Here is a 19,432-nt window from a genome sequence, read left to right on the forward strand (position 1 = left end):
TGGGTGACACTCATCCCATGACGCGCCATGGCTCGCACCGCCCCGTCCGGCTGCTCCTGGTCCTGGTTCTGCTGGGGGCCCTGGCAGCGGTGCTGGTGGTCTGGGGGCCCAGCTGGTCCAGTCGCCTCACCCTGGAGGGAATTCCCGCGCTGGGGCCGGAGTGTGTGGTGCAGACGGCCGGCGGTGAGGTCGGGCTCGATCGTGGCGAAGCGCAGCGGGCCACGACGGCGGTCGCGATCCGGGACCGCGGGCAGGAGGCGGACACCTCCGGTATAGATGAGGCGGTACTGCAGCGGCTGGCCGAGGGGCCGCCCGGGGATGCCGGCCCGAGCCTGAGCTGCCGTGGCTCCGCTGCCGGCGACCTGCTGGAGCAGCAGGTGACGCCCACCGGCCTGACGCCCCGGGCGGAGCGGCTCCGCGAGGCGATGGCCGACGTGTTCGGTGACCAAGACCTCGGAGGGTTCGCCCCGGGCGGAGTGAACAGGGCTGGGGAGTCGACCCACAACGACGGCCGCGCCATCGATGTCTTCTTCCGTCCCGTGACCGAGGAGAACCGACGCCAGGGGTGGCTCCTGGCGCATTGGCTCGTCGCCCATGCCGAAGACCTGGACGTCCAGTACGTCATCTTCGACGACCGGGTCTGGAGTGCGCGCAGTTCACGAGGGCTGTGGTGGGACTACGACGCGCCGGCCCCCGGCAACGAGATCCTGCGCCATCTCGACCATGTGCACGTCGACGTCCTCCGCGGGAATCCTGGCTGAAGCAGGACACCGGACAACAGGGCCGTCGGCCCTCAGCCCCGGGCGGCGACGGCGCGCTCGGCCGCCTCCACCACGTTGGCCAGGAGCTCCACCCGGGTCATCGGCCCGACGCCGCCGGGGTTGGGGGCCATCCAGGACGCCTTCTCGGCCACGGCCGGATCCACGTCACCGGTGATCCGGGCCTTGCCGTCCTCGCCTGTGACGCGGGAGACGCCGACGTCCAGCACGACCACACCCTCCTTGACGTCCTCGGGCTTGACCATGTGGGCCACGCCCGCGGCGGCGATGATGACGTCTGCCCGGGCCAGCTCCGCCTTCAGGTCCTTCGTCCCGGTGTGGGCCAGGACCACGGTGGCGTTGACGTCCCGGCGGGTCAGCACCAGACCGGCCGGGCGGCCGATGGTCACACCGCGGCCGATGACCAGCACCAGCTTGCCGGCCAGCTCGATCCCGTAGTGCTTCAACAACTCCACGCAGCCCTTCGGCGTGCACGGCAGCGGGGAGGTCAGCTCGCCGCCCACGGAGGCGACCAGCCGGCCCAGGTTCATCGGATGCAGGCCGTCGGCGTCCTTGTCCGGGTCGATGGCCTCCAGGATCCGGTCCGTGTCGATGTGCTTCGGCAGCGGCAACTGCACGATGTACCCGGTGCACTCGTCATTGGCGTTCAGCTCCTGGACCACCGCGAGGAGCTCCTCCTCCGTGGTGGAGTCGGGCAGGTCACGCCGGATGGAGGTGATCCCCACCTCGGCGCAGTCACGGTGCTTGCCGGCCACATAGGACTGCGAACCGGGATCCTCCCCCACCAGGACGGTCCCCAGCCCGGGCACCACACCCTGGTCACGGAGGACCTTGACGCGTTCGGTGAGGTTCTTCTTGATGGCGGCGGCAGTGGCACGGCCATCGAGCTTCTGTGCGGTCACGGCGGTTCACGCTTCCTTGCGGGGGTCGACCAGAATGAATACCTATCACCATAGTGATTGGAGTGGCGCCTGTCACCAGGCTTGTCACCAGGACGGCGCCACTCCACACACTGCGGTTGGCTACGGCTCCCGCTGGGGAGCCGCGGCGATCACCAGCCCTCGAGGCCGTCGTACAGCGGGAAGTCCTCGGCCAGCTTCTGCACGCGGGCGCGCAGGGCCGGCACATCCGGGGACGGCGTGAGGGTCTGGGCGATGATGTCCGCGACCTCGGTGAACTCCGTGGCGCCGAAGCCGCGGGTGGCCAGTGCCGGCGTGCCGATGCGCAGCCCGGAGGTGGTCATCGGCGGACGCGGATCGAACGGGACCGAGTTGCGGTTTACGGTGATGCCGACCTCGTGCAGCAGGTCCTCGGCCTGGCGGCCGTCCAGTTCGGCGTGGCGCAGGTCCACCAGGATCAGGTGCACATCGGTGCCCCCCGTCAGGATGGAAATCCCGTGCTGGGTGACGTCACCGGCGGTCAGGCGCTCGGCGAGGATCTGGGCGCCCTCGATGGTGCGGCGCTGGCGCTCGGCGAACTCCTCGGAAGCCGCGATCTTGAAGGCCACGGCCTTGCCGGCGATCGCGTGCATCAGCGGTCCGCCCTGCTGGCCCGGGAAAACGGCGGAATCGATCTTCTTCTTGTACTCCTCCTTGGAGAGGATGAATCCCGAGCGCGGACCGGCCAGCGTCTTGTGCGCGGTGGACGTCACGACGTCGGCGTGCGGCACCGGGTTCGGGTGCAGCCCCGCGGCCACCAGGCCGGCAAAGTGGGCCATGTCCACCCAGAGCTTGGCCCCGACCTCATCGGCGATGGAGCGGAAGGCCGCGAAGTCGAGCTGGCGGGGGTACGCGGACCAGCCGGCCACGATCATGGTGGGCCGGGCCTCCAGCGCCTTCTCGCGCACCTTGTCCATGTCGATCCGGTAGGTGTCCGGGTCCACCTCGTAGGCGGCGATGTCATAGGTCTTGCCGGAGAAGTTGAGCTTCATGCCGTGGGTCAGGTGGCCGCCGTGCGCCAGGGACAGGCCCATGAGCGTGTCACCGGGCTGCATCAGGGCGGTCATCAGGGCCACATTGGCCTGCGCGCCGGCGTGCGGCTGCACGTTGACGTGCTCCGCGCCGAATAGGGACTTGGCCCGCTCGATCGCGAGGTTCTCCGCCACGTCCACATACTCGCAACCGCCGTAGTAGCGGCGGCCGGGGTAGCCCTCGGCGTACTTGTTGGTCAGGACCGACCCCTGGGTCTCGAGGATCGCCCGCGGGACGAAGTTCTCGGAGGCGATCATCTCCAAGGTGTCCCGCTGGCGGCCGAGCTCCTGACCCAAGACGGCGGCGATCTCGGGATCGACCTCGGACAGGGGCTGGGTGTTCAGCCCGGCCCCGAGGGTGGTGGCGGACTGGGAGGGCGCGGTGTTCGGCTCTGTCACGGGGGGCTCCTGCTGGCGTAGTCACGTTCGTTGGCCGCCGCCGGACCCAGGCGGGCGGTCCGGAGGCCTGCACGGCCCGGCGGCCTCTGACGACCGCCGGTGTCCGTGTTCGCCGCTTCCCGGTGGTGGTCCACCTTCGCCAGTCGCGGCCTGCGCCCCCATCGTAGCGCGGGCGCCTGCCCGTGTCGGTTCCATGGCGGGGCCGGCAGCGAGCGCCCGGCCGGATCACGGCCCCGGAACGCTCCGTCGGAATACGCGCAGCGGCCGGGGCGCTGCACTTCAGGTGAGCACACCTGAGAGTTCCTCCGCGCCCGAGCTGCTGGCCGTCGTCGTGATCGGGGCCGGGCAGGCGGGGCTGAGCGCCGCCGGACAACTCCTGCGCAAGGGCCTGGTGCCCTGGGAGGACTTCGTGGTCCTCGACGCCAACGACGGGCCTGGCGGGGCCTGGCGCCACCGCTGGGACTCCCTGACCTTCGACGCCGCGCACGGGATCCACGATCTGCCCGGCCTGCCGCTGGGGACCCCGGATCCGGCCGAGCCGGCCAGCCGGGTGGTGTCGCGCTACTACGGCGACTACGAGCGGGGCAACGGCCTGCCGGTGGTCCGCCCCGCCGCGGTCGAGTCAGTGGTGCACCATGTGGAGCGGGACGCCCCCACCCCGGAGGCGGCCCCTGGTGCGACTCCCCGTGAACACGGCACCTTCACCGTCACCACCGCGGCGGGGCGCACGTGGCGGGCCCGCACGGTCATCAACGCCACCGGCACCTGGGACAGCCCCTACGTCCCGTACTACCCGGGGATCGCCGAGTTCACCGGCCGGCAGCTGCACACGCGGGGGTTCACGGCGGCCGAGGACTTCACGGGCCAACGGGTCCTCGTGGTCGGCGGCGGCACCTCCGCCCTGCAGTTCCTCCTCCAACTGGACCAGGCCGGCGCCCACACCGTGTGGAGCACCCGCCGCGCGCCGGACTGGACGGACCGTTTCTTCGACTCCTCGTGGGGCGTGAACGTGGAGGCCTCCGTCTCGGCCCGCACCACCATGGGCCTGCCACCGCTGTCCGTGGTGGCCGCCACGGGCCTGCCCGTCACGGACCAGTACCTCGCCGGCCTCGCCTCCGGCGTGCTCATCAGCCGGGGCCCGCTGCGCCGGATCACCGGCACCGGGGTGGTCCTGGACGGCCCGGGGCCCGACGGCGGCCCGGTCCCCTCCCAGGGGCCGGTCGCCGATGCGCTGCTCGCGCCGGACGGCGCCGCGGCGGGCGGACTGGACCGGGTGCCCGTGCTGCCGGGACGGGCCTGCACCGCCCTCTCGGCCGAGGACCCGCTGACCACGTGGGAGACCCCGGTGGACGCCATCCTCTGGGCGACCGGGTTCCGCGCCTCCCTGGATCACCTGTCCCCCGTGCACATCCGCGAGCGCGGCGGCGGCGTGGTGATGGCGGCGGACGGGGTGTCCGTGGCGAAGAGCCCCGGACTCTTCCTGGTGGGCTATGGCGCCTCCGCCTCGACGATCGGGGCCACCCGGGCCGGGCGACGGGCCGCCGTGGAGGCAGTGCGGACCATCACGGCGGCGGAGGCCCCGGCAGCCCGCGAGTAGTTATGAGTAACTCAGAATATGCAATACTGGGGGCATGACCCAGAGCACCCCCGCCGAGACCCCGGACCAGGAAGGGCGAGCCCTCACCGGAGCCGCCCCGCTGGCCTGGGCCGCCCGCATGCGGTCGGCGGGGCTGCGGGTCACCAAGCAGCGGCTCGCCGTCCTGGATGCCCTGCACGACTCCCCGCACGCCACGGCGGACGCGGTCCTGGAGCACGTGCGCCAGAGCCTGCCGGGGATCACGGTGCAGTCCATCTACACCGTGCTGCACTCCCTGACCGGCGCCGGACTGCTCCGCCAGCTGGACCTGGCCAACTCCCCGGCCCGGTATGAGACCCGCGTGGCGGACAACCACCACCACGCCGTCTGCACGGAGTGCGGGCGCATCGAGGACGTGGCCTGCGCCGTTGGCCATGCCCCGTGCCTGCACCCCTCCGAGACGCACGGCATGACCATCCGGATCGCCGACGTCGTCTATCAGGGACTGTGCGCGGACTGCGCGTCCACCCAGCCGGCGCAGGTCGCACGGCCCACCGGGACCCTTCCTGAGGTCCCCACCCAGCCCCGGGAAGCCCGCCAGGGCTGACCGGTATCCCAACCATCCACCACATCCAACCGACCAAGGAGAACGTGATGACGGAAACCACCCCGCACGGCACCGGTTCCACCACTCAGGCCGGCATCCCCGCCGTCAGCGACCGCAACTCGCTGACCGTGGGCGCTGACGGCCCCATCGTCCTGCACGACCACCACCTGGTGGAGACCCTCGCGCACTTCAACCGGATGAACGTCCCCGAGCGCCGTCCGCACGCCAAGGGCGCCGGCGCCTTCGGCACCCTGGAGATCACCGAGGACGTCTCGAAGTGGACCAAGGCCGACTTCCTGCAGCCCGGCAAGAAGACCGACATGCTGGCCCGCTTCTCCACCGTGGCCGGCGAGCTGGGCTCCCCGGACACCTGGCGCGACGTGCGCGGCTTCTCGCTGAAGTTCTACACCGAAGAGGGCAACTTCGACATGGTGGGCAACAACACCCCCGTGTTCTTCGTCCGCGACCCCATGAAGTTCCCGCACTTCATCCGCTCCCAGAAGCGCATGCCGGACTCCGGCCTGCGTGACGGCACCATGCAGTGGGACTTCTGGACCCAGAACCCCGAGTCGGCCCACCAGGTCACCTACCTGATGGGTGAGCGGGGACTGCCCAAGTCCTGGCGCACCATGAACGGGTACTCCTCCCACACCTACTCCCTGGTCAACGCGGCCGGTGAGCGCTTCTGGGTCAAGTGGGCCTTCGAGTCCCAGCAGGGCGTGGAGAACCTCTCGAACGCCGAGGCCGAGCGCCTGGCCGGCGCGGACGCCGAGTACCACCGCCGCGACCTGCGCGACGCGATCGCCGAGGGCGACTTCCCGAAGTGGGACCTGTACTTCCAGATCATGCCGTACGAGGAGGCCAAGACCTACCGGTACAACCCCTTCGACCTGACCAAGACGTGGTCCCAGAAGGACTACCCGCGGCACAAGGTCGGCACCATGACCCTGAACCGCAACCCGGAGAACTTCTTCGCGGAGATCGAGCAGTCCGCGTTCTCCCCGGCCAACATGGTCCCGGGCACGGGCAACTCCCCGGACAAGATGCTGCTGGGCCGCAACTTCGCCTATGCGGACGCCCAGCGCTACCGCATCGGCACCAACTTCCAGCAGCTGCCCGTCAACAAGCCGATCAATCCGGTGCACACCTACAACTTCGAGGGCAACATGTGGTACGAGCACACCGGTGCCCGCTCCATGTACGCCCCGAACTCCTTCGGTGACTCCTGGTCGGACGAGACCGGCCCGGTGGACAACGGCTGGGAGGCCGACGGCGCACTGACCCGCGAGGCCTACACCCTGCGCAGCGATGACGGCGACTTCGTGCAGCCGGGCATCCTCGTCCGCGAGGTGTTCTCCGACGCCCAGCGTGACCAGTTCGTGGAGACCGTCTCCGGCGCCCTCGACGGGGTCCAGGAGCCGGTGCTGTCCAACGCCTTCCAGTACTGGAAGAACGTGGACGCCACCATCGGCCAGCGCATCGAGGACGCCGTCAAGGCCAATGTCGACGGCGCCGACGTCCCGGGCATGGGCGTCGACCGCGGCAACTGAGGTCCATGAGCCCTCCGGCCGGCGCCTGAGTCCCGACGCCGGCCGTGGGCCGCACGCTCACCAGGGCCCCGCTCCGATGTCAGGAGCGGGGCCCTCGCGCGTCGTCGTCGCCGGCGGTATCCGCGGCATGCCTGCCGGGCCCGGCGTCGCTGACCGGCCCGGCGTCTCCGGCCGGCCCCGCGTCGCTGACCGGGTCGGCACCGTCGACCCGGCGTCCGTCCCCGTCGGTCCGCACCTCCGGGTCCAGCCGGTCCGCCTCCCGCAGTCGCGCGTCCAGCGCACCCCGTGACGAGTCAGCGGTCCGCTCACGCTCCTCGGCCTCAACCCGCAGTTGCCGCGCCTGTTCCTCCGCCGCCTCGGCATCGTGACGGACGGCGGCGGCCCGCTCCTCCTCGGCCAGGGTGCGTCCCTGTTGCCGGTCCGCCTCACCGCGGAGGTCTTCAGCAGCCCGGTGGGCCGCCTCCTGCCGCCGGTCCCGACTCCTCTTCGCCCACACGATGACCACGACGATGATGATGATGGCCACCACCACGCCGATGACCCACCACAGCAGCTGCTGGTTGTCCATGACCTGTCCTTTGCTCTCGCTGACGGTGCCCTCGCCGAGCGGCCCTGGAGCCGTCCGGCTGGTGCCGCCCACTGTGCCATAGGGTGACTTGGGGGCCGAGGCCTGGGCCCCGCCGTCCACGACCACCCCCCCAGGGCCCGCTGAGGATCCGCTCGGGGAACCACGCGTCACTGACAACGATTTCCTGCCGGGTGATACAAATCACTATGGAGATAGGTATGCTTTCCCCATGAACGCTTCTACCCCTGCCACCGCGTCCCCCGCCAGCCTGGCCGGTTCGGCCGAGATCACCGGCCATCCCATGGTGCTGTCCCTGTCCTGCCAGAACAGCCGCGGCATCGTGCACGCCGTCTCCGGCGCCCTGCTCTCGGTCCAGGGAGACATCACCGACTCCAAGCAGTTCGACTCCCCGGACACCGGCACCTTCTTCATGCGCGTGGAATTCACCACCCCCGAGAGCCGCGATGCGGTCGAGGCAGCCCTGGAACCGGTCCGCGAGGAGTTCTCCATGGACCTCGGCCTCTGGGAGGCCTCCCGCAAGACCCGCACCTTGGTGATGTGCTCCAAGGATGGCCGCACCCTCAACGACCTGCTCTTCCAGCAGCGCGCCGGCACCCTCTCCGTGGAGATCCCGGTCATCGTCTCCAACCATCTCGAGCTCCAGCCCATGGCGTTCTTCTATGGCATCCCTTTCATCCACATCCCCGTGGCCAAGGACGCTGACGGCAACTCCAACAAGGCCGAGGCTGAGGCCAAGCTCCTGGACCTGGTCGCCGAGTATGACATCGAGCTCGTGGTCCTGGCCCGCTACATGCAGATCCTCTCCAACGACCTCTGCCGCAAGCTCGAGGGCAAGGCCATCAACATCCACCACTCCTTCCTGCCGTCGTTCAAGGGCGCCCGCCCCTATCACCAGGCCCACGACCGCGGCGTCAAGCTCATCGGGGCCACCGCCCACTACGTGACCGCCGACCTGGACGAGGGCCCGATCATCGAACAGCAAGTCCAACGCGTCACCCACGCCCAGTCCGCCCGCGAATTCGTCATCCGCGGCCGCGAGGTCGAAGGCTCCACCCTCTCCCGCGCCGTCAAATGGCACGCCGAGCACCGAGTCCTCCTCGACGGCAAACGCACCGTCGTCTTCGACTGACGGTGATCAGGTACGCCCTGGCACGTACGCTGTTGCCATGGCACACCTGATCACCGTTTCCGGTTCGACGCCGGTCGCCCACGAGTCCTGCTTCCTCGCCCCCACCGCCACCCTGTCCGGTGACGTGGCCCTCGCAGCCGAGTCCTCCGCCTTCTACGGCGTGTCGGCGCGCGGGGACAGCGCCCCCATCCGGGTGGGCGAGCGCACGAACCTGCAGGACAACGTGGTCCTCCACGCGGATGCGGGCTTCCCCTGCACCCTCGGCCAGGACATCTCGGTGGGCCACGCCGCCGTGGTCCACGGCGCCACCGTGGAGGACGGCTGCCTGATCGGCATGTCCGCCACGGTCATGAACGGAGCCGTGATCGGGGCCCAGTCCCTCGTGGCCGCCGGCGCCCTGGTCCTCGAGGGCACCGTGGTCCCGCCGCGATCACTGGTGGCCGGTGTCCCCGCCAAGGTCCGCCGCGAACTCACCGAGGACGAGCTCGCCTCCCTCGGCAGGAACTCGTCCACCTACGTTCGCTTGGCCGCGGCGCACCGCGACGCGACCTCCGAGTAGTACCTTCTAGCCGTCCTTCGCGGCGGCCAGCTCGATCTCCCGCTCGCGTTCCGCGGTGGCCATCCGTGTCAATTCGGCGCCCGCCTCCGCGTCCCGGGTCAGGTTCTCGCCGGTCTCCGGGTCGAAGATGTGGATGCGGGACGTGTCCACCCAGAGGTCGGTGGGCTGACCGGGGCGCACCCGGGACTCCGCGGACAGCGTGGTGACCACCTGCGGGCGCAGCTCATCGGCATCCATTTCCGCCGCGAGGTCGGACAGCAGGCGCCGGACCTTCTCGTCCGGTTCGAACTCGATGTAGCCGTACTGCTCGTGCCCCAGCCATTCCAGGTGGGACAGTTCCGCCGTGAAGACCGCACCCTTGCCCTTCTTGGCCTCGTCCACGAGTTGCGCGTCCTCGAAGAACTCGGGCCGCAGCCCGATCATGAGCAGGTCATGACCCTTCGCCACGGCGGCCTTCTCCGCGGAGATGGGGATGTCACCGATCGGCGAGGAGAGGACAGCGCCGCCGGTGGAGCTTGTGGAGCCCGCGGAACCCGCTGAGCCCTCCTTGAGGGTGGCGGGCAGGAAGTTCATGGACGGGGAGCCGATGAAGCCGGCCACGAACAGGTTCACGGGCTGTTCGTAGAGTTCGCGGGGGCTGGCCACCTGCTGGAGCTCGCCCTTCTTCAGCACCGCCACCCGGTCCCCCAGGGTCATCGCCTCGGTCTGGTCGTGCGTGACGTACACACTGGTGACGCCGAGCCGGCGCTGCAGCTGGGCGATCTCCGCGCGCATCTGCCCGCGCAGCTTGGCGTCCAGGTTGGACAGCGGCTCGTCGAACAGGAACGCGTCCGCCTGGCGGACGATCGCCCGCCCCATCGCCACGCGTTGCCGCTGACCGCCGGAGAGGTTCGCGGGCTTGCGCTCCAGGTGCTCGGTCAGTTCGAGCATCTCGGCCGCCTTGCGCACCCGGTCGTCCACCGATCCCCCGCCGGCCCCGCCGAGGCTTCTCCCGCGGGATCCGCCGTTGGATCCGCCGTTCGCTCCCCCGGTGGAGTCACCGTTGGAGCCATTCAAGCCACCGGACTTCTTGGCCAGACGCAGCGGGAAGGCGATGTTCTCGTACACCGTCAGATGCGGGTAGAGGGCGTAGTTCTGGAACACCATGGCCAGGTTCCGGTCCCTCGGCGCGGCCTCGTTCATCCGCGTTCCGTCGATCTGCAGCTCGCCGGACGTGATGTCCTCCAGCCCCACGATCATCCGCAGCAGGGTGGACTTGCCACAGCCCGAGGGGCCCACCAGGATGACGAACTCACCGTCGGCGATGTCCAGGGACACATTGTTCACGGCCGGGAAGCCGTCGTCGTACTTCTTGACGATGTTGTTCAGGGTGATGGAGGCCATCGGTGCTCCCTTTCTCTGCTTGCTTCGCTTGCCTTGCGTTCCGTCATGATGGGTGGCTGGTGCTCACTGGCGCCGGTTGCCCGCGGCAGGTGTTGGCCCCGCTGATCAGCCCTTCACCGCGCCCGAGGTCAGTCCGGCGACGATCTGCTTCTGGAAGAGCATGACCAGCAGCACCACCGGGATGGTCACGATGATCGCCGCGGCGGAGATCGCGCCGGTGGGCGATTCGAACTGGGAGGCGCCGGTGAAGAACGCCAAGGCGGCCGGCACGGGTCTGGCCGCCTCGGTGGAGGTCAGTGAGATGCCGTAGACGAAGTCGTTCCAGGCGATGAAGAAGGCGATGATGGCGGTGGTGAAGACCCCGGGCAGGGCGAGCGGGACGATCGCCTTGCGGAACGCCTGCAGCGGGGTGGCGCCGTCCACCTGCGCGGCCTGTTCGAGCTCCCACGGGATCTGCTGGAAGAACGCGGTAAGCGTCCAGATGGAGATCGGCAGTGTCAGGGACAGGTACGGGATGATCAGACCGGGCCACGTGTCATACAGGCCCAGCGTCCGCCACATGTTGAACAGCGGCGTGACCAGGGAGATCACCGGGAACATGGAGACCATCAGGGAGACGGTCAGCACGACCTTCTTGCCCGGGAAGTCCAGGCGGGCGATCGCGTAGGCGCACAGGGTGGCCAGCACCACGGCGATGGCCGTGGCGATCACGGTGATGCCGATGGAGTTCCACAGGGCGCTGAGGAACAGCTGGCGGGAGTCCCCCACCAGGATCTCCTCATAGTTGATCGTGGAGGGCTCGGTCGGCAGGAACTGCCCGTTGGACAGATCCCCCGGGGTCTTGAAGCTCGTGGCGAGGATGGACGCCACGGGGAACAGGCACCACACGGCCACGACGACGGTGAGCACCCACCAGCCGATGGCCGTGTTCCGCTTGGCTCGGCGCGCCGTCTTCTGGCCCTCCAGCTCCTCCGCAGTCGGGTCCGGCTCGCGGGCGGCACGGCCGGCCGGGGCTCGGGTTGCTTCGACGCTCATTTGCGGCCTCCCTTGGATCCGGCAAGGTCAACGTTGAAGACCTTGATGGCGACGAAGGCGATCAGGGCCACGCACAGGAACAGCACCACGGAGATGGCGGAGCCGAGCCCGATCTCCAGGCGGCCGATCGAGGTGCGGTAGGCAAGCAGGGAGAGCACCTCAGTGCCGTACGCGCCGTTGGTCATGATGAAGATCGAGTCGAACACCCGGAACGCGTCCAGGGCCCGGAACAGCACGGCCACCATGATGGCCGCCTTCATGTTCGGCAGCACGACCCGGCTGAGCCGCTGCCACCAGTTGGCCCCGTCCACGGCGGCCGCCTCGGAGAGGTCCTCCGGGACCTGGGCCAGTCCGGCGAGCAGGAGCAGGGAGATGAAAGGCGTGGTCTTCCAGATCTCCGAGAACATGATCACCACGAGCGAGGTGCCGCCCTGGGCGAACCAGTTGAGCTCGTCGTTGAACCCGGGCAGCCAGCTGAGCCAGTTGTTCACGTACCCGGAATCGATGCTGAACATGTAGTACCAGGCGTAGGCCGAGACCACGGTGATGATGCCGTAGGGCACCAGGATCACGGTCCGGACCAGGCCGCGGGTGGACTTGATGGCCTTGTGCATGATCATCGCGAGGATGAAGCCGAGGATGAGTTCCACGAAGACGGTGACCACGGTGATCAGGGCCGTGACCCCCAGTGCGCTCCAGAACACACCGTCCGTGAGGATCGTGGCGTAGTTCCTCAGGCCGATGAACTCCCGGTCCCCCGGCGCTGTCAGGCGGTAACTGAACAGCGAGTCCCAGACGGCCTGCGCCACGGGGTAGAAGATGACGGCCACCATGATGACGAAGGCCGGCCCGGCGAGCCACCAGCCCAGGCGGGCCTCGGCCTTCGCGCGTTCGGAGGTCGGCGCCTTGCGGCGGCCGCGGGAGCCACTCGGCGGCGCGGAGCCTCGGTGCGGATCCCCGGGCTCCGGGTCGACCGCGGGGACATTCGTGGGAACGGCACTCACAGCAGGGACTCCCCTCGCAAGACTTCCATGATGAACTGGCCGGTCTCGGCCGGGGTGGTCTCCGGGTCAACGGCGCCCGGCGGGGTGAACCGCTGTTGGAGGGCCGTGGACACCTCGTTGTAGTACGGCGTCTGCGGACGGGGCGCCGCCAGTTCCAGGGATTCGCGGATCGTCGGAGCCATCGGGAACGCCTCCTCCACGGCCGGATCGTCGAACGCGCTCGCACTGGAGGGCGGGTTGCCGTTGGTGATGAAGTACTCCGTCTGGTGCTCCGGGGTGACGATGCACTCGATCGCCTCCCACGCCTGCTCCGGGTGCTCGGATGCGGCCCCCACCCCGAGGTTGATGCCGCCCAGCGGCGGTGCCGGCTCCTGGCCCTCGACCATCTGCGGGTACAGGGCCCAGCCAATGTCCTCGGGCAGGTCCTCCGGGAGTGCTCCGTCCTCCACGGCGGCGTTGGTGGCGGGCCAGACGAACGGCCAGTTCACCATGAAGGAGCCGTTGTCCCCCTGGAAGAGCAGCATGGCCTCGTTCTCCTGCTGGGTGGCCAGGCCGGGGCCGCCGAGACCCTCCTGACCGATGGCGGAGACGACCTGCGCTGCCGCGTGGCCGGCCTCCGTGTCGAGTCCGGTCTGGACGTCCGCAGCGGAGGCCTCGGGGTTCTCGAGGATGTGCCCGCCGGCGGACTCGACCAGCGCGTTGAGCCACACGGTCATGGACTCGGCCCGTGCCCCCTGGACTCCGAGTTCCTTGTCCTGGTCCCGGGCGACCTCGATCAGCTGATCCCAGGTGACCGGTTCCTCCATGTTCAGACCGGCCTCCTCGGCCACGGACTCGCGGTACCAGAGCAGCTGGGTGTTGGCCCAGAACGGCACGGTGACGAGGTTGTCCTTCCACGTCGCACCGGCCAGTGCCCCGTCCAGGGTGTCCTCGGTGGTCGAGGAGGCCACGTCCTCGGGGACCGGCGCGAGGAATCCGGGCTCGGCCAGTTCGGGGATGAAGGGCGGGTCCAGGGACATGATGTCCATCGAGGTGTCCCCGGCGGCCAGCCGCCGGGTGAGCTGCTCACGCTGGGAGGCGGCATCGGTGGGGAGGATGGATGTCTCGATCCGGTAGGCCCCGTCGGCCGCTTCGGTGCACTGCTGCGCGATGGTGGCCTGGCCGCCGTCGTCCGGGTTGGTGTACCAGGTGAGGACCGGGGTGTCCTCCGCCGGCCCACACCCCGTGAGCACCAGGGCTGCCGTGGCCACCACTGCGGCGCTCGCCAGCCGGCGGGTGTGCCTGCCACTCGGTCGGGATTGCCTCATCAGTCGCGTACCTCCGGTCCGGTTCCGTCCCACGGTGCTGCGGCCAGGGCCGATGATCCGTGTGCCACCGTGACCTGCGCCCCGGGCCGAGAACTCGCCTCGGACCTGTGAAGCAGGTCACTGTGACGTGAGCATATGCCTGTGACGGGTGTTTCCCAAGGGTTCCGGTGCCTTACGCTTCATCCCATGGGCACCGAGGTCGAATCGAGCACCTATTCCCGGTCCGAGCGGACGCGCTACCGCGAGCGGCTGGAAGGGTCACTGCAGGAACTGAAGGACTACCTGGCCGGCAGCGACTTCTCCGGGGCGGGACGGATCGGCCTGGAGCTGGAGCTGAACCTGGTGGACGAGCAGTCCCAGCCGGCGCCGCTGAACCGCGAGGTCCTCGACGCCATCGACGATTCGGCATTCCAGACGGAACTGGGCCGGTACAACATCGAGCTCAACCACCCGTCCCTGACCATCCGGGAGCGCGGACTGCGCGATCTCGAGGAGTCCCTGAAGGCGGAGCTGGACCGGGCGGACAAGCGGGCCATCCGGGCCGGGGCGCAGCTGTATGCGATCGGGATCCTGCCCACACTGGACGGGGAGGACTTGGCCGGAGAGGACTGGATCAGCGAGGGCAACCGCTACTCGGCCCTGAACGCGGCGATCCTCGAGGCCCGCGGTGAGGACATCCTCATCGACATCGACGGTCCCGAGCACCTGTCCTACTACGCCCGGGACATCGCCCCAGAGTCCACGTGCACCTCCATGCAGCTGCACCTTGAGGTGACCCGAGAGCAGTTCGGCCCGGTGTGGAATGCCGCGCAGGCGATCGCCGGGCCACAGGTGGCCCTGGCCGCGAACTCCCCGCTGTTCCTGGGCAGCCTGTTGTGGGCCGAGTCCCGGATTCCTGTGTTCCAGCAGGCCGCGGACACCCGCGGGCCGGAGTTGGCCCGTCAGGGGGTGCGGCCCCGCGTCTGGTTCGGCGAGCGCTGGATCGACGGCATCGAGGACCTGTTCGAGGAGAACATCGCCTTCTTCCCGGCGCTGCTGCCGGAGATGTCCGGCGCTACGGGCACCACGGCGGCCGGGGCGCCGAAACTGGCCGAGCTGCTGCTGCACAACGGCACGGTCTACCGCTGGAACCGGCCCATCTATGATCCGGGCAAGGACGAGAAGCAGGGCGACGGCGGCACCTCGCCGGCGCTTCCGGCCAACCTCCGGGTGGAGAACCGGTTGCTTCCGGCCGGCCCCACGGTGGTGGACATGGTGGCCAACGCCGCCTTCTTCTTCGGCCTGGTCAAGTACCTGGTGTCCACGGAGGAGAACCCGTGGCAGCGGATGTCTTTCGGGGTGGCCAGGACCAACTTCTACGAATGCGCCCGGCACGGGCTGAACGCCTCGGTGTACTGGCCCGGTTACGGGGATGTCCCCGTCACGGAGCTGCTGGACCGGCACCTGCTGCCGGCCGCCCGGCACGGGCTGGAGCTGCTCGAGGTGGAGGACGACGTGGCGGATCACTACCTGGCAGTGCTCACCGGCCGCACCCGGACCGGCCAGAACGGGGCGGCGTGGATGACGCGGGCCCTGGGCCGGTACGAGGAATCCGGCCTGGCCCGGGGCAAGGCGCTGGCGAGCATGGTGGCGGAGTACGGGACGCACATGCGCGGCGGAGACCCTGTGCACACGTGGCCGCTGCCGTGATGGACCCCGCCATCCACCGCGGGGAGCTTCCCGTCAGAGGTCTACCGCCGCTTCGCCCGATTCGAGGCTCACGGCAGCTCCGAGGTCTACGAGGACTGGGCCGGGGACATCGCCGAGGATCCCGAAGTGCTCGACCCGGTGGCAAGACTGCCCCGTCCCAAGCGCCAGCCCAACCTTGTGTTCGCCGCCGCTCGGATCCAGGGCGCCGAGGGCACCTACGCCTCGTTCCGGTCCACCCTCATGGGCCGCTGGGACGCCATCCGGGAGACCATCCTGGCGCGATCCACCCAGACGAACGAGGCGGCCCGATGCGCCGTGTTGTTGCCGTTCCTCGCCGAGCTGCCCCAGCCCCTGGCCCTGGTTGAGGTGGGAGCCGCGGCCGGTCTCTGCCTCTTGCCGGACCGCTACTCCTACCGGTACAGCGACGGCACCCGCCTCGACCCCGCCGACGGGCCATCCGAGGTGGCCATCGACTGCCGTCTCGGACCGGGAATCGAGCCACCGCAGGCTCTTCCGGAGGTCGTGTGGCGGGCGGGGATCGATGTCTCCCCCGTGGACGTCGCGAATCCGGACGACTGCACCTGGCTGGAGACCCTCATCTGGCCCGGACACGATGGTCGCCGGGATCGGCTCCGATCCGCGCTGGCCGTCGCCCGCCGTGAGCCACCCCGGATCATTGCCGGCGACCTCAACGAGGCGCTGCCAGCCCTGGCCGCCGAGGCACCCGCCGACGCCACGCTGGTCGTCTTCCACACGGCCGTGCTCGCCTACCTCGACGAGTCCGCCCGTGGCAGTTTCGCCGATCTCGTCAGCGGCCTGCCGGGGCACTGGATCAGTAATGAGGGACCCAGGGTCCTCCCACAACTCCATCCGCTGCCCACGTCCATTGCGCCTGGCGAATTCATCATCGCCGTCGACGGCACTCCCCGAGCCACGGCCGATCCGCACGGACGCTCGGTCACCGGGCTGGAGCTCTGAGGAGGAGCTGGCAGCCAAATAGGCGAACGCCGGTAGGCAGCTCGGTGCGGCATCACGTCAGTGGGGGAATCTGTTGCCCACCCGCGGCGCGGGAAAGCGTCACATCCCCCACTGACGAACACGCCTGCTGATGCGGTCACCGACGGCTCTCCTGCTGGGTCTTGTCGTCGGCCTTCTTTGTCCGCGCCGTCGCCGGCGCGGTCCAGGGGTCCTCGGGCCACGGGTGCTTCGGGTAGCGGCCCCGCATCTCGGCCCGCACCTGGGCGTAAGGGCCGGACCAGAACGAGGCCAGATCCCCGGTGACGGCCAGCGGCCGGCCCGCCGGGGACAGCAGGTGGAAGACGACCGGCACCCGGCCATCCACCAACCGCGGGGTCTCGGCCAGCCCGAAGCACTCCTGGAGCTTGACCGCCACCACCGGGGTGCCGGCGTGGTCTTCTGCCTCGCCGCCGGCCTCCACGGCCGGGTAGTCGATCCGAGCGGTGCGGCCGCTGGGGACGGGCAGGCGCTCGGGCACCAGCTCGTCCAACCGCACCGCCTCCGGCCACGGCAGCAACCGCCGCAGGGCCGAGGCCAGATCCAACGACCCCGCCTTGGCCCCACCGGCCAGCTTCTCCACCTCGGGGGCGAGCCAGTCCTCCCAGCCCGCCGCGAGTGCCGCCGAGGACAGGTCCGGCCACGGCTCCCCCCGCGTCCGGTGGAGCAGGTGCAGGCGGCGGCGCAGCGCGTCGGCCCCGGGGCTGGTCTCGGCGGTCAGGCCGATGGCCTCGGGGCCGCGCTCGGCCAGCAGACGCACGACGGCGGCGCGGCCAGACGCCCGGTCGGGCGCCACCGGAGTCTCGGAGAGGACGATCGCCCCCACCGCCTTCACGGCCCGGCCGACCACCCGGCCGTCCTGCCACGCGGCGGTCCGCTCGTCCCGATAAAGAGGTCCGGCGAGCTGTTCGGCCAGGGCGGCGTCCACGGGGGCCGCGGCCCGGATCACTGCTCCGGTGCCGGCTGCGGCCCTCCCCTCGGCGCGTGAGACCTCGGCGACCGCCAGCCAGCCCGCCCCGGCCAGCTGGCTGCCCGGCGGCAGCGCGGCCCGCGTCCCAGCGGCCAGCAGGTAGATCCCACCGGCGGCGTCCGGGACCCGCCGCGCCAGGCGTTCGGGCCACGCCAGCCCGACGACGACTCCCACGGCCGAGTCCTGCGGCACCGGGGTGTTCCCCGGGTGCACCGGGCTCGCCGGACCAGCGCGGCCGGCCAGCCGCTCGAAGCGCTCGGTCTCGCGACGCCACCGGCCGGCCTCGGCGTCGCCGCGCCCCGCCGCACGCAGCCGGTGCAGGGACACCGTCAGGTCGGCGCCCTCGGGCCGCACATCGGACGAGACCAGGGCGACCACCCCTGCGGCGGCGCGGGCACCCACCAGCCGGCCGCCGTCAAGCAGGGCGCGGGCCAACCGCGGCTCGGCGGGAATCGCGGCGAGGCGGCGGCCGTGGTCGGTGGCGCGCCCGGCGGGATCGATGGCGTCCAGCGCCGTCAGCGTCTCCAGTGCCTCGGCCAGGGAGGCCTCCGGCAGCGGCTCCGGCAGCACCAGTCCCTCACCGGCGGGCGCACCCCAGCAGGCCAGCACGAGTGCGGCCCCGGTGAGATCGGCGACGGCGGCCGCGGGCGTCGGCTGCGCGGGTGCGGTCCCATAGGTGCTGCGGTCGTAGCAGCGGACCACGGTGCCGGGGCCGAGGCGTCCGGCACGGCCGGCCCGCTGGTCGGCGGAGGACTGCGCGGCGGCCACCGTCACCAACCCGGTCATGCCGCGGGCGCTGTCCCGGCGGGGTTCGCGGGCCAACCCGGCATCCACCACGAGCCGTACCCCCGACACCGTCAGCGACGACTCGGCCAGCGAGGTGGACACGATGATGCGGGGCCGGTCAGGTGCGGAGGGTTCGCGCCCGCCGACGGCCCGGTCCTGTTCGGCGGCCGGCAGCTGACCGTGCAGGGGCAGGATCTCGGTGCCGGGGACCAGGTCCTGTAACCGGGACACCATCTCCGCGACCTCGCGGGCCCCGGGGACGAAGACGAGGGCGTCCGTTCCCGGCTCGGCCGCGTGGACCTCTGCATGGGCCTCCGCGGCGCAGCGGGCGACGTGGTCGAGGAAGTCCCGGCTCACCCCGCGCAGGTCCTGACGGCGCCCGGAATGCGGTCGGTAGCGGATGTCCACGGGGAACAGGGCGGCGGGGCAGTCGACCACGGGGGCGGGGCCGGACCGGCCGGTGCCCTCCCCCAGCCGGGCGGCGAACTGCGCCGCATCCAAAGTCGCGGACATCGCCACGAGCAGCAGCTCGGGGCGCAGCTGGGCCACCTCGCCGAGCATGCCGAAGAGCAGGTCCGTCTCGAGATCGCGTTCATGGACCTCGTCCAGGATCACGGCACCGACTCCGGCCAACTCGGGATCGCTCAGCAGCCGGTTGACCAGCACGCCGGGGGTCACGAACTCCACCAGCGTCTCCGCGCCGGTCTGGCGTTCCCCGCGAACGACGTAGCCGGCCCGGGTCCCGACGCCGGTCCCATCCAGTGCCGCGAGGCGGCGGGTGGCGGCGCGGGCCGCCACCCTTCGCGGCTGGGTGACGATGACCTTCCGTGGGGCCGGGCCCGCCTGCCCGGCTTGACCCGTCTGACCGGTCTGTTCGTTCTGCTCGGCCAACAGGTTCGCCGCGGCCGGCGGCACGAGCGTCGTCTTGCCGGTGCCCGGCGGTGCCTGCACCACGGCGAGGCGCTCCGAGGCCAGAGTCCGGCGCAGGTCCGGCAGGGAGTCGCTGAAGACCAGGCCTGCACCCAGGCGATCGAGGTCGAAGGGGTCGGACCGGGTGCGGGAACTCATCCTCCCATTGTGGACCGCT

At 70.4% G+C, this 19,432-nt stretch carries 15 protein-coding genes and 1 pseudogene; 8 read left to right on the forward strand and 8 right to left on the reverse strand.

Going from position 1 to position 19,432, the window contains the following annotated elements; genetic code table 11:
- Positions 1–17 precede the first annotated feature (17 nt).
- The gene (locus tag AB0333_RS08565) at positions 18–761 is read left to right on the forward strand and encodes a hypothetical protein (protein ID WP_366218262.1); all 744 of its coding nucleotides are present in this window, start codon (positions 18–20) and stop codon (positions 759–761) included.
- A 32-nt stretch (positions 762–793) separates the two neighbouring features.
- On the opposite strand, the gene AB0333_RS08570 is transcribed toward AB0333_RS08565, so the two are convergent.
- Together AB0333_RS08570 and glyA are read right to left on the reverse strand one after the other, a co-directional pair.
- The gene (locus tag AB0333_RS08570) at positions 794–1,681 is read right to left on the reverse strand and encodes a bifunctional methylenetetrahydrofolate dehydrogenase/methenyltetrahydrofolate cyclohydrolase (RefSeq protein WP_366218263.1); all 888 of its coding nucleotides are present in this window, start codon (positions 1,679–1,681) and stop codon (positions 794–796) included.
- A 149-nt stretch (positions 1,682–1,830) separates the two neighbouring features.
- Complete coding sequence (gene glyA, locus AB0333_RS08575; protein ID WP_366218352.1) at positions 1,831–3,093, reverse strand: serine hydroxymethyltransferase; 1,263 nt, start codon at positions 3,091–3,093, stop codon at positions 1,831–1,833.
- 337 nt (positions 3,094–3,430) lie between these two features.
- On the opposite strand from glyA, the gene AB0333_RS08580 reads away from it, so the two are divergent.
- Genes AB0333_RS08580 through AB0333_RS08590 form a run of 3 tightly spaced genes read left to right on the forward strand, consistent with a single transcriptional unit; the run spans position 3,431 to position 6,880 of the window.
- Positions 3,431–4,744, forward strand: a complete 1,314-nt coding sequence (locus tag AB0333_RS08580; protein ID WP_366218264.1) for an NAD(P)-binding domain-containing protein — start codon at positions 3,431–3,433, stop codon at positions 4,742–4,744.
- A gap of 34 nt (positions 4,745–4,778) precedes the next feature.
- Positions 4,779–5,330, forward strand: a complete 552-nt coding sequence (locus AB0333_RS08585; protein ID WP_366218265.1) for a Fur family transcriptional regulator — start codon at positions 4,779–4,781, stop codon at positions 5,328–5,330.
- Positions 5,331–5,377: 47 nt separating this feature from the next.
- Complete coding sequence (locus tag AB0333_RS08590; RefSeq protein WP_366218266.1) at positions 5,378–6,880, forward strand: catalase; 1,503 nt, start codon at positions 5,378–5,380, stop codon at positions 6,878–6,880.
- 79 nt (positions 6,881–6,959) lie between these two features.
- Here the strand turns inward: AB0333_RS08590 and AB0333_RS08595 are convergent, their stop codons facing one another.
- Positions 6,960–7,448, reverse strand: coding sequence for a hypothetical protein (locus AB0333_RS08595; protein ID WP_366218267.1), 489 nt, complete (start codon positions 7,446–7,448; stop codon positions 6,960–6,962).
- Positions 7,449–7,749: 301 nt separating this feature from the next.
- On the opposite strand from AB0333_RS08595, the gene purU reads away from it, so the two are divergent.
- Together purU and AB0333_RS08605 are read left to right on the forward strand one after the other, a co-directional pair.
- The gene (purU, locus tag AB0333_RS08600; RefSeq protein WP_366218353.1) at positions 7,750–8,598 is read left to right on the forward strand and encodes a formyltetrahydrofolate deformylase; all 849 of its coding nucleotides are present in this window, start codon (positions 7,750–7,752) and stop codon (positions 8,596–8,598) included.
- Positions 8,599–8,635: 37 nt separating this feature from the next.
- Entirely contained in the window at positions 8,636–9,157 is a 522-nt protein-coding gene (locus AB0333_RS08605) for a gamma carbonic anhydrase family protein (protein WP_366218268.1), read from the forward strand.
- 6 nt (positions 9,158–9,163) lie between these two features.
- Here the strand turns inward: AB0333_RS08605 and AB0333_RS08610 are convergent, their stop codons facing one another.
- The 4 genes from AB0333_RS08610 to AB0333_RS08625 all read right to left on the reverse strand — a co-directional run bounded on the left by AB0333_RS08610 (position 9,164) and on the right by AB0333_RS08625 (position 13,886).
- The gene (locus tag AB0333_RS08610) at positions 9,164–10,540 is read right to left on the reverse strand and encodes an ATP-binding cassette domain-containing protein (RefSeq protein ID WP_366218270.1); all 1,377 of its coding nucleotides are present in this window, start codon (positions 10,538–10,540) and stop codon (positions 9,164–9,166) included.
- 105 nt (positions 10,541–10,645) lie between these two features.
- Positions 10,646–11,575 carry a carbohydrate ABC transporter permease gene (locus tag AB0333_RS08615; protein WP_366218271.1) on the reverse strand — a complete coding sequence of 310 codons (930 nt, stop codon included), beginning with the start codon at positions 11,573–11,575 and terminating at the stop codon, positions 10,646–10,648.
- The gene (locus AB0333_RS08620; protein WP_366218272.1) at positions 11,572–12,579 is read right to left on the reverse strand and encodes a sugar ABC transporter permease; all 1,008 of its coding nucleotides are present in this window, start codon (positions 12,577–12,579) and stop codon (positions 11,572–11,574) included. The genes AB0333_RS08615 and AB0333_RS08620 overlap by 4 nt, the downstream gene beginning before the upstream one ends.
- Positions 12,576–13,886, reverse strand: coding sequence for an extracellular solute-binding protein (locus AB0333_RS08625; RefSeq protein WP_366218273.1), 1,311 nt, complete (start codon positions 13,884–13,886; stop codon positions 12,576–12,578). The genes AB0333_RS08620 and AB0333_RS08625 overlap by 4 nt, the downstream gene beginning before the upstream one ends.
- A 186-nt stretch (positions 13,887–14,072) precedes the next feature.
- On the opposite strand from AB0333_RS08625, the gene AB0333_RS08630 reads away from it, so the two are divergent.
- Together AB0333_RS08630 and AB0333_RS08635 are read left to right on the forward strand one after the other, a co-directional pair.
- Positions 14,073–15,575, forward strand: coding sequence for a glutamate--cysteine ligase (locus AB0333_RS08630; RefSeq protein ID WP_366218274.1), 1,503 nt, complete (start codon positions 14,073–14,075; stop codon positions 15,573–15,575).
- Between the two features lie 48 nt (positions 15,576–15,623).
- Positions 15,624–16,553, forward strand: a pseudogene (locus AB0333_RS08635) (DUF2332 domain-containing protein); the annotation flags it as partial.
- Positions 16,554–16,689: 136 nt separating this feature from the next.
- On the opposite strand, the gene hrpB reads toward AB0333_RS08635, so the two are convergent.
- Positions 16,690–19,413, reverse strand: a complete 2,724-nt coding sequence (gene hrpB, locus AB0333_RS08640; protein ID WP_366218275.1) for an ATP-dependent helicase HrpB — start codon at positions 19,411–19,413, stop codon at positions 16,690–16,692.
- Positions 19,414–19,432 lie beyond the last annotated feature (19 nt).

Origin of the sequence: Citricoccus sp. NPDC079358 (assembly GCF_040702545.1) — a bacterium.
Lineage (GTDB): Bacteria > Actinomycetota > Actinomycetes > Actinomycetales > Micrococcaceae > Citricoccus.

Coding starts and splice junctions, on each gene's coding strand:
- AB0333_RS08615 (WP_366218271.1), bottom strand. CDS start 11,575: ATGAGCGTCGAAGCAACCCGAGCCCCGGCCGGCCGTGCCGCCCGCGAG.
- AB0333_RS08625 (WP_366218273.1), bottom strand. CDS start 13,886: ATGAGGCAATCCCGACCGAGTGGCAGGCACACCCGCCGGCTGGCGAGC.
- purU (WP_366218353.1), top strand. CDS start 7,750: ATGGTGCTGTCCCTGTCCTGCCAGAACAGCCGCGGCATCGTGCACGCC.
- AB0333_RS08595 (WP_366218267.1), bottom strand. CDS start 7,448: ATGGACAACCAGCAGCTGCTGTGGTGGGTCATCGGCGTGGTGGTGGCC.
- AB0333_RS08630 (WP_366218274.1), top strand. CDS start 14,073: ATGGGCACCGAGGTCGAATCGAGCACCTATTCCCGGTCCGAGCGGACG.
- AB0333_RS08605 (WP_366218268.1), top strand. CDS start 8,636: ATGGCACACCTGATCACCGTTTCCGGTTCGACGCCGGTCGCCCACGAG.
- AB0333_RS08585 (WP_366218265.1), top strand. CDS start 4,779: ATGACCCAGAGCACCCCCGCCGAGACCCCGGACCAGGAAGGGCGAGCC.
- hrpB (WP_366218275.1), bottom strand. CDS start 19,413: ATGAGTTCCCGCACCCGGTCCGACCCCTTCGACCTCGATCGCCTGGGT.
- AB0333_RS08610 (WP_366218270.1), bottom strand. CDS start 10,540: ATGGCCTCCATCACCCTGAACAACATCGTCAAGAAGTACGACGACGGC.
- AB0333_RS08590 (WP_366218266.1), top strand. CDS start 5,378: ATGACGGAAACCACCCCGCACGGCACCGGTTCCACCACTCAGGCCGGC.
- AB0333_RS08565 (WP_366218262.1), top strand. CDS start 18: ATGACGCGCCATGGCTCGCACCGCCCCGTCCGGCTGCTCCTGGTCCTG.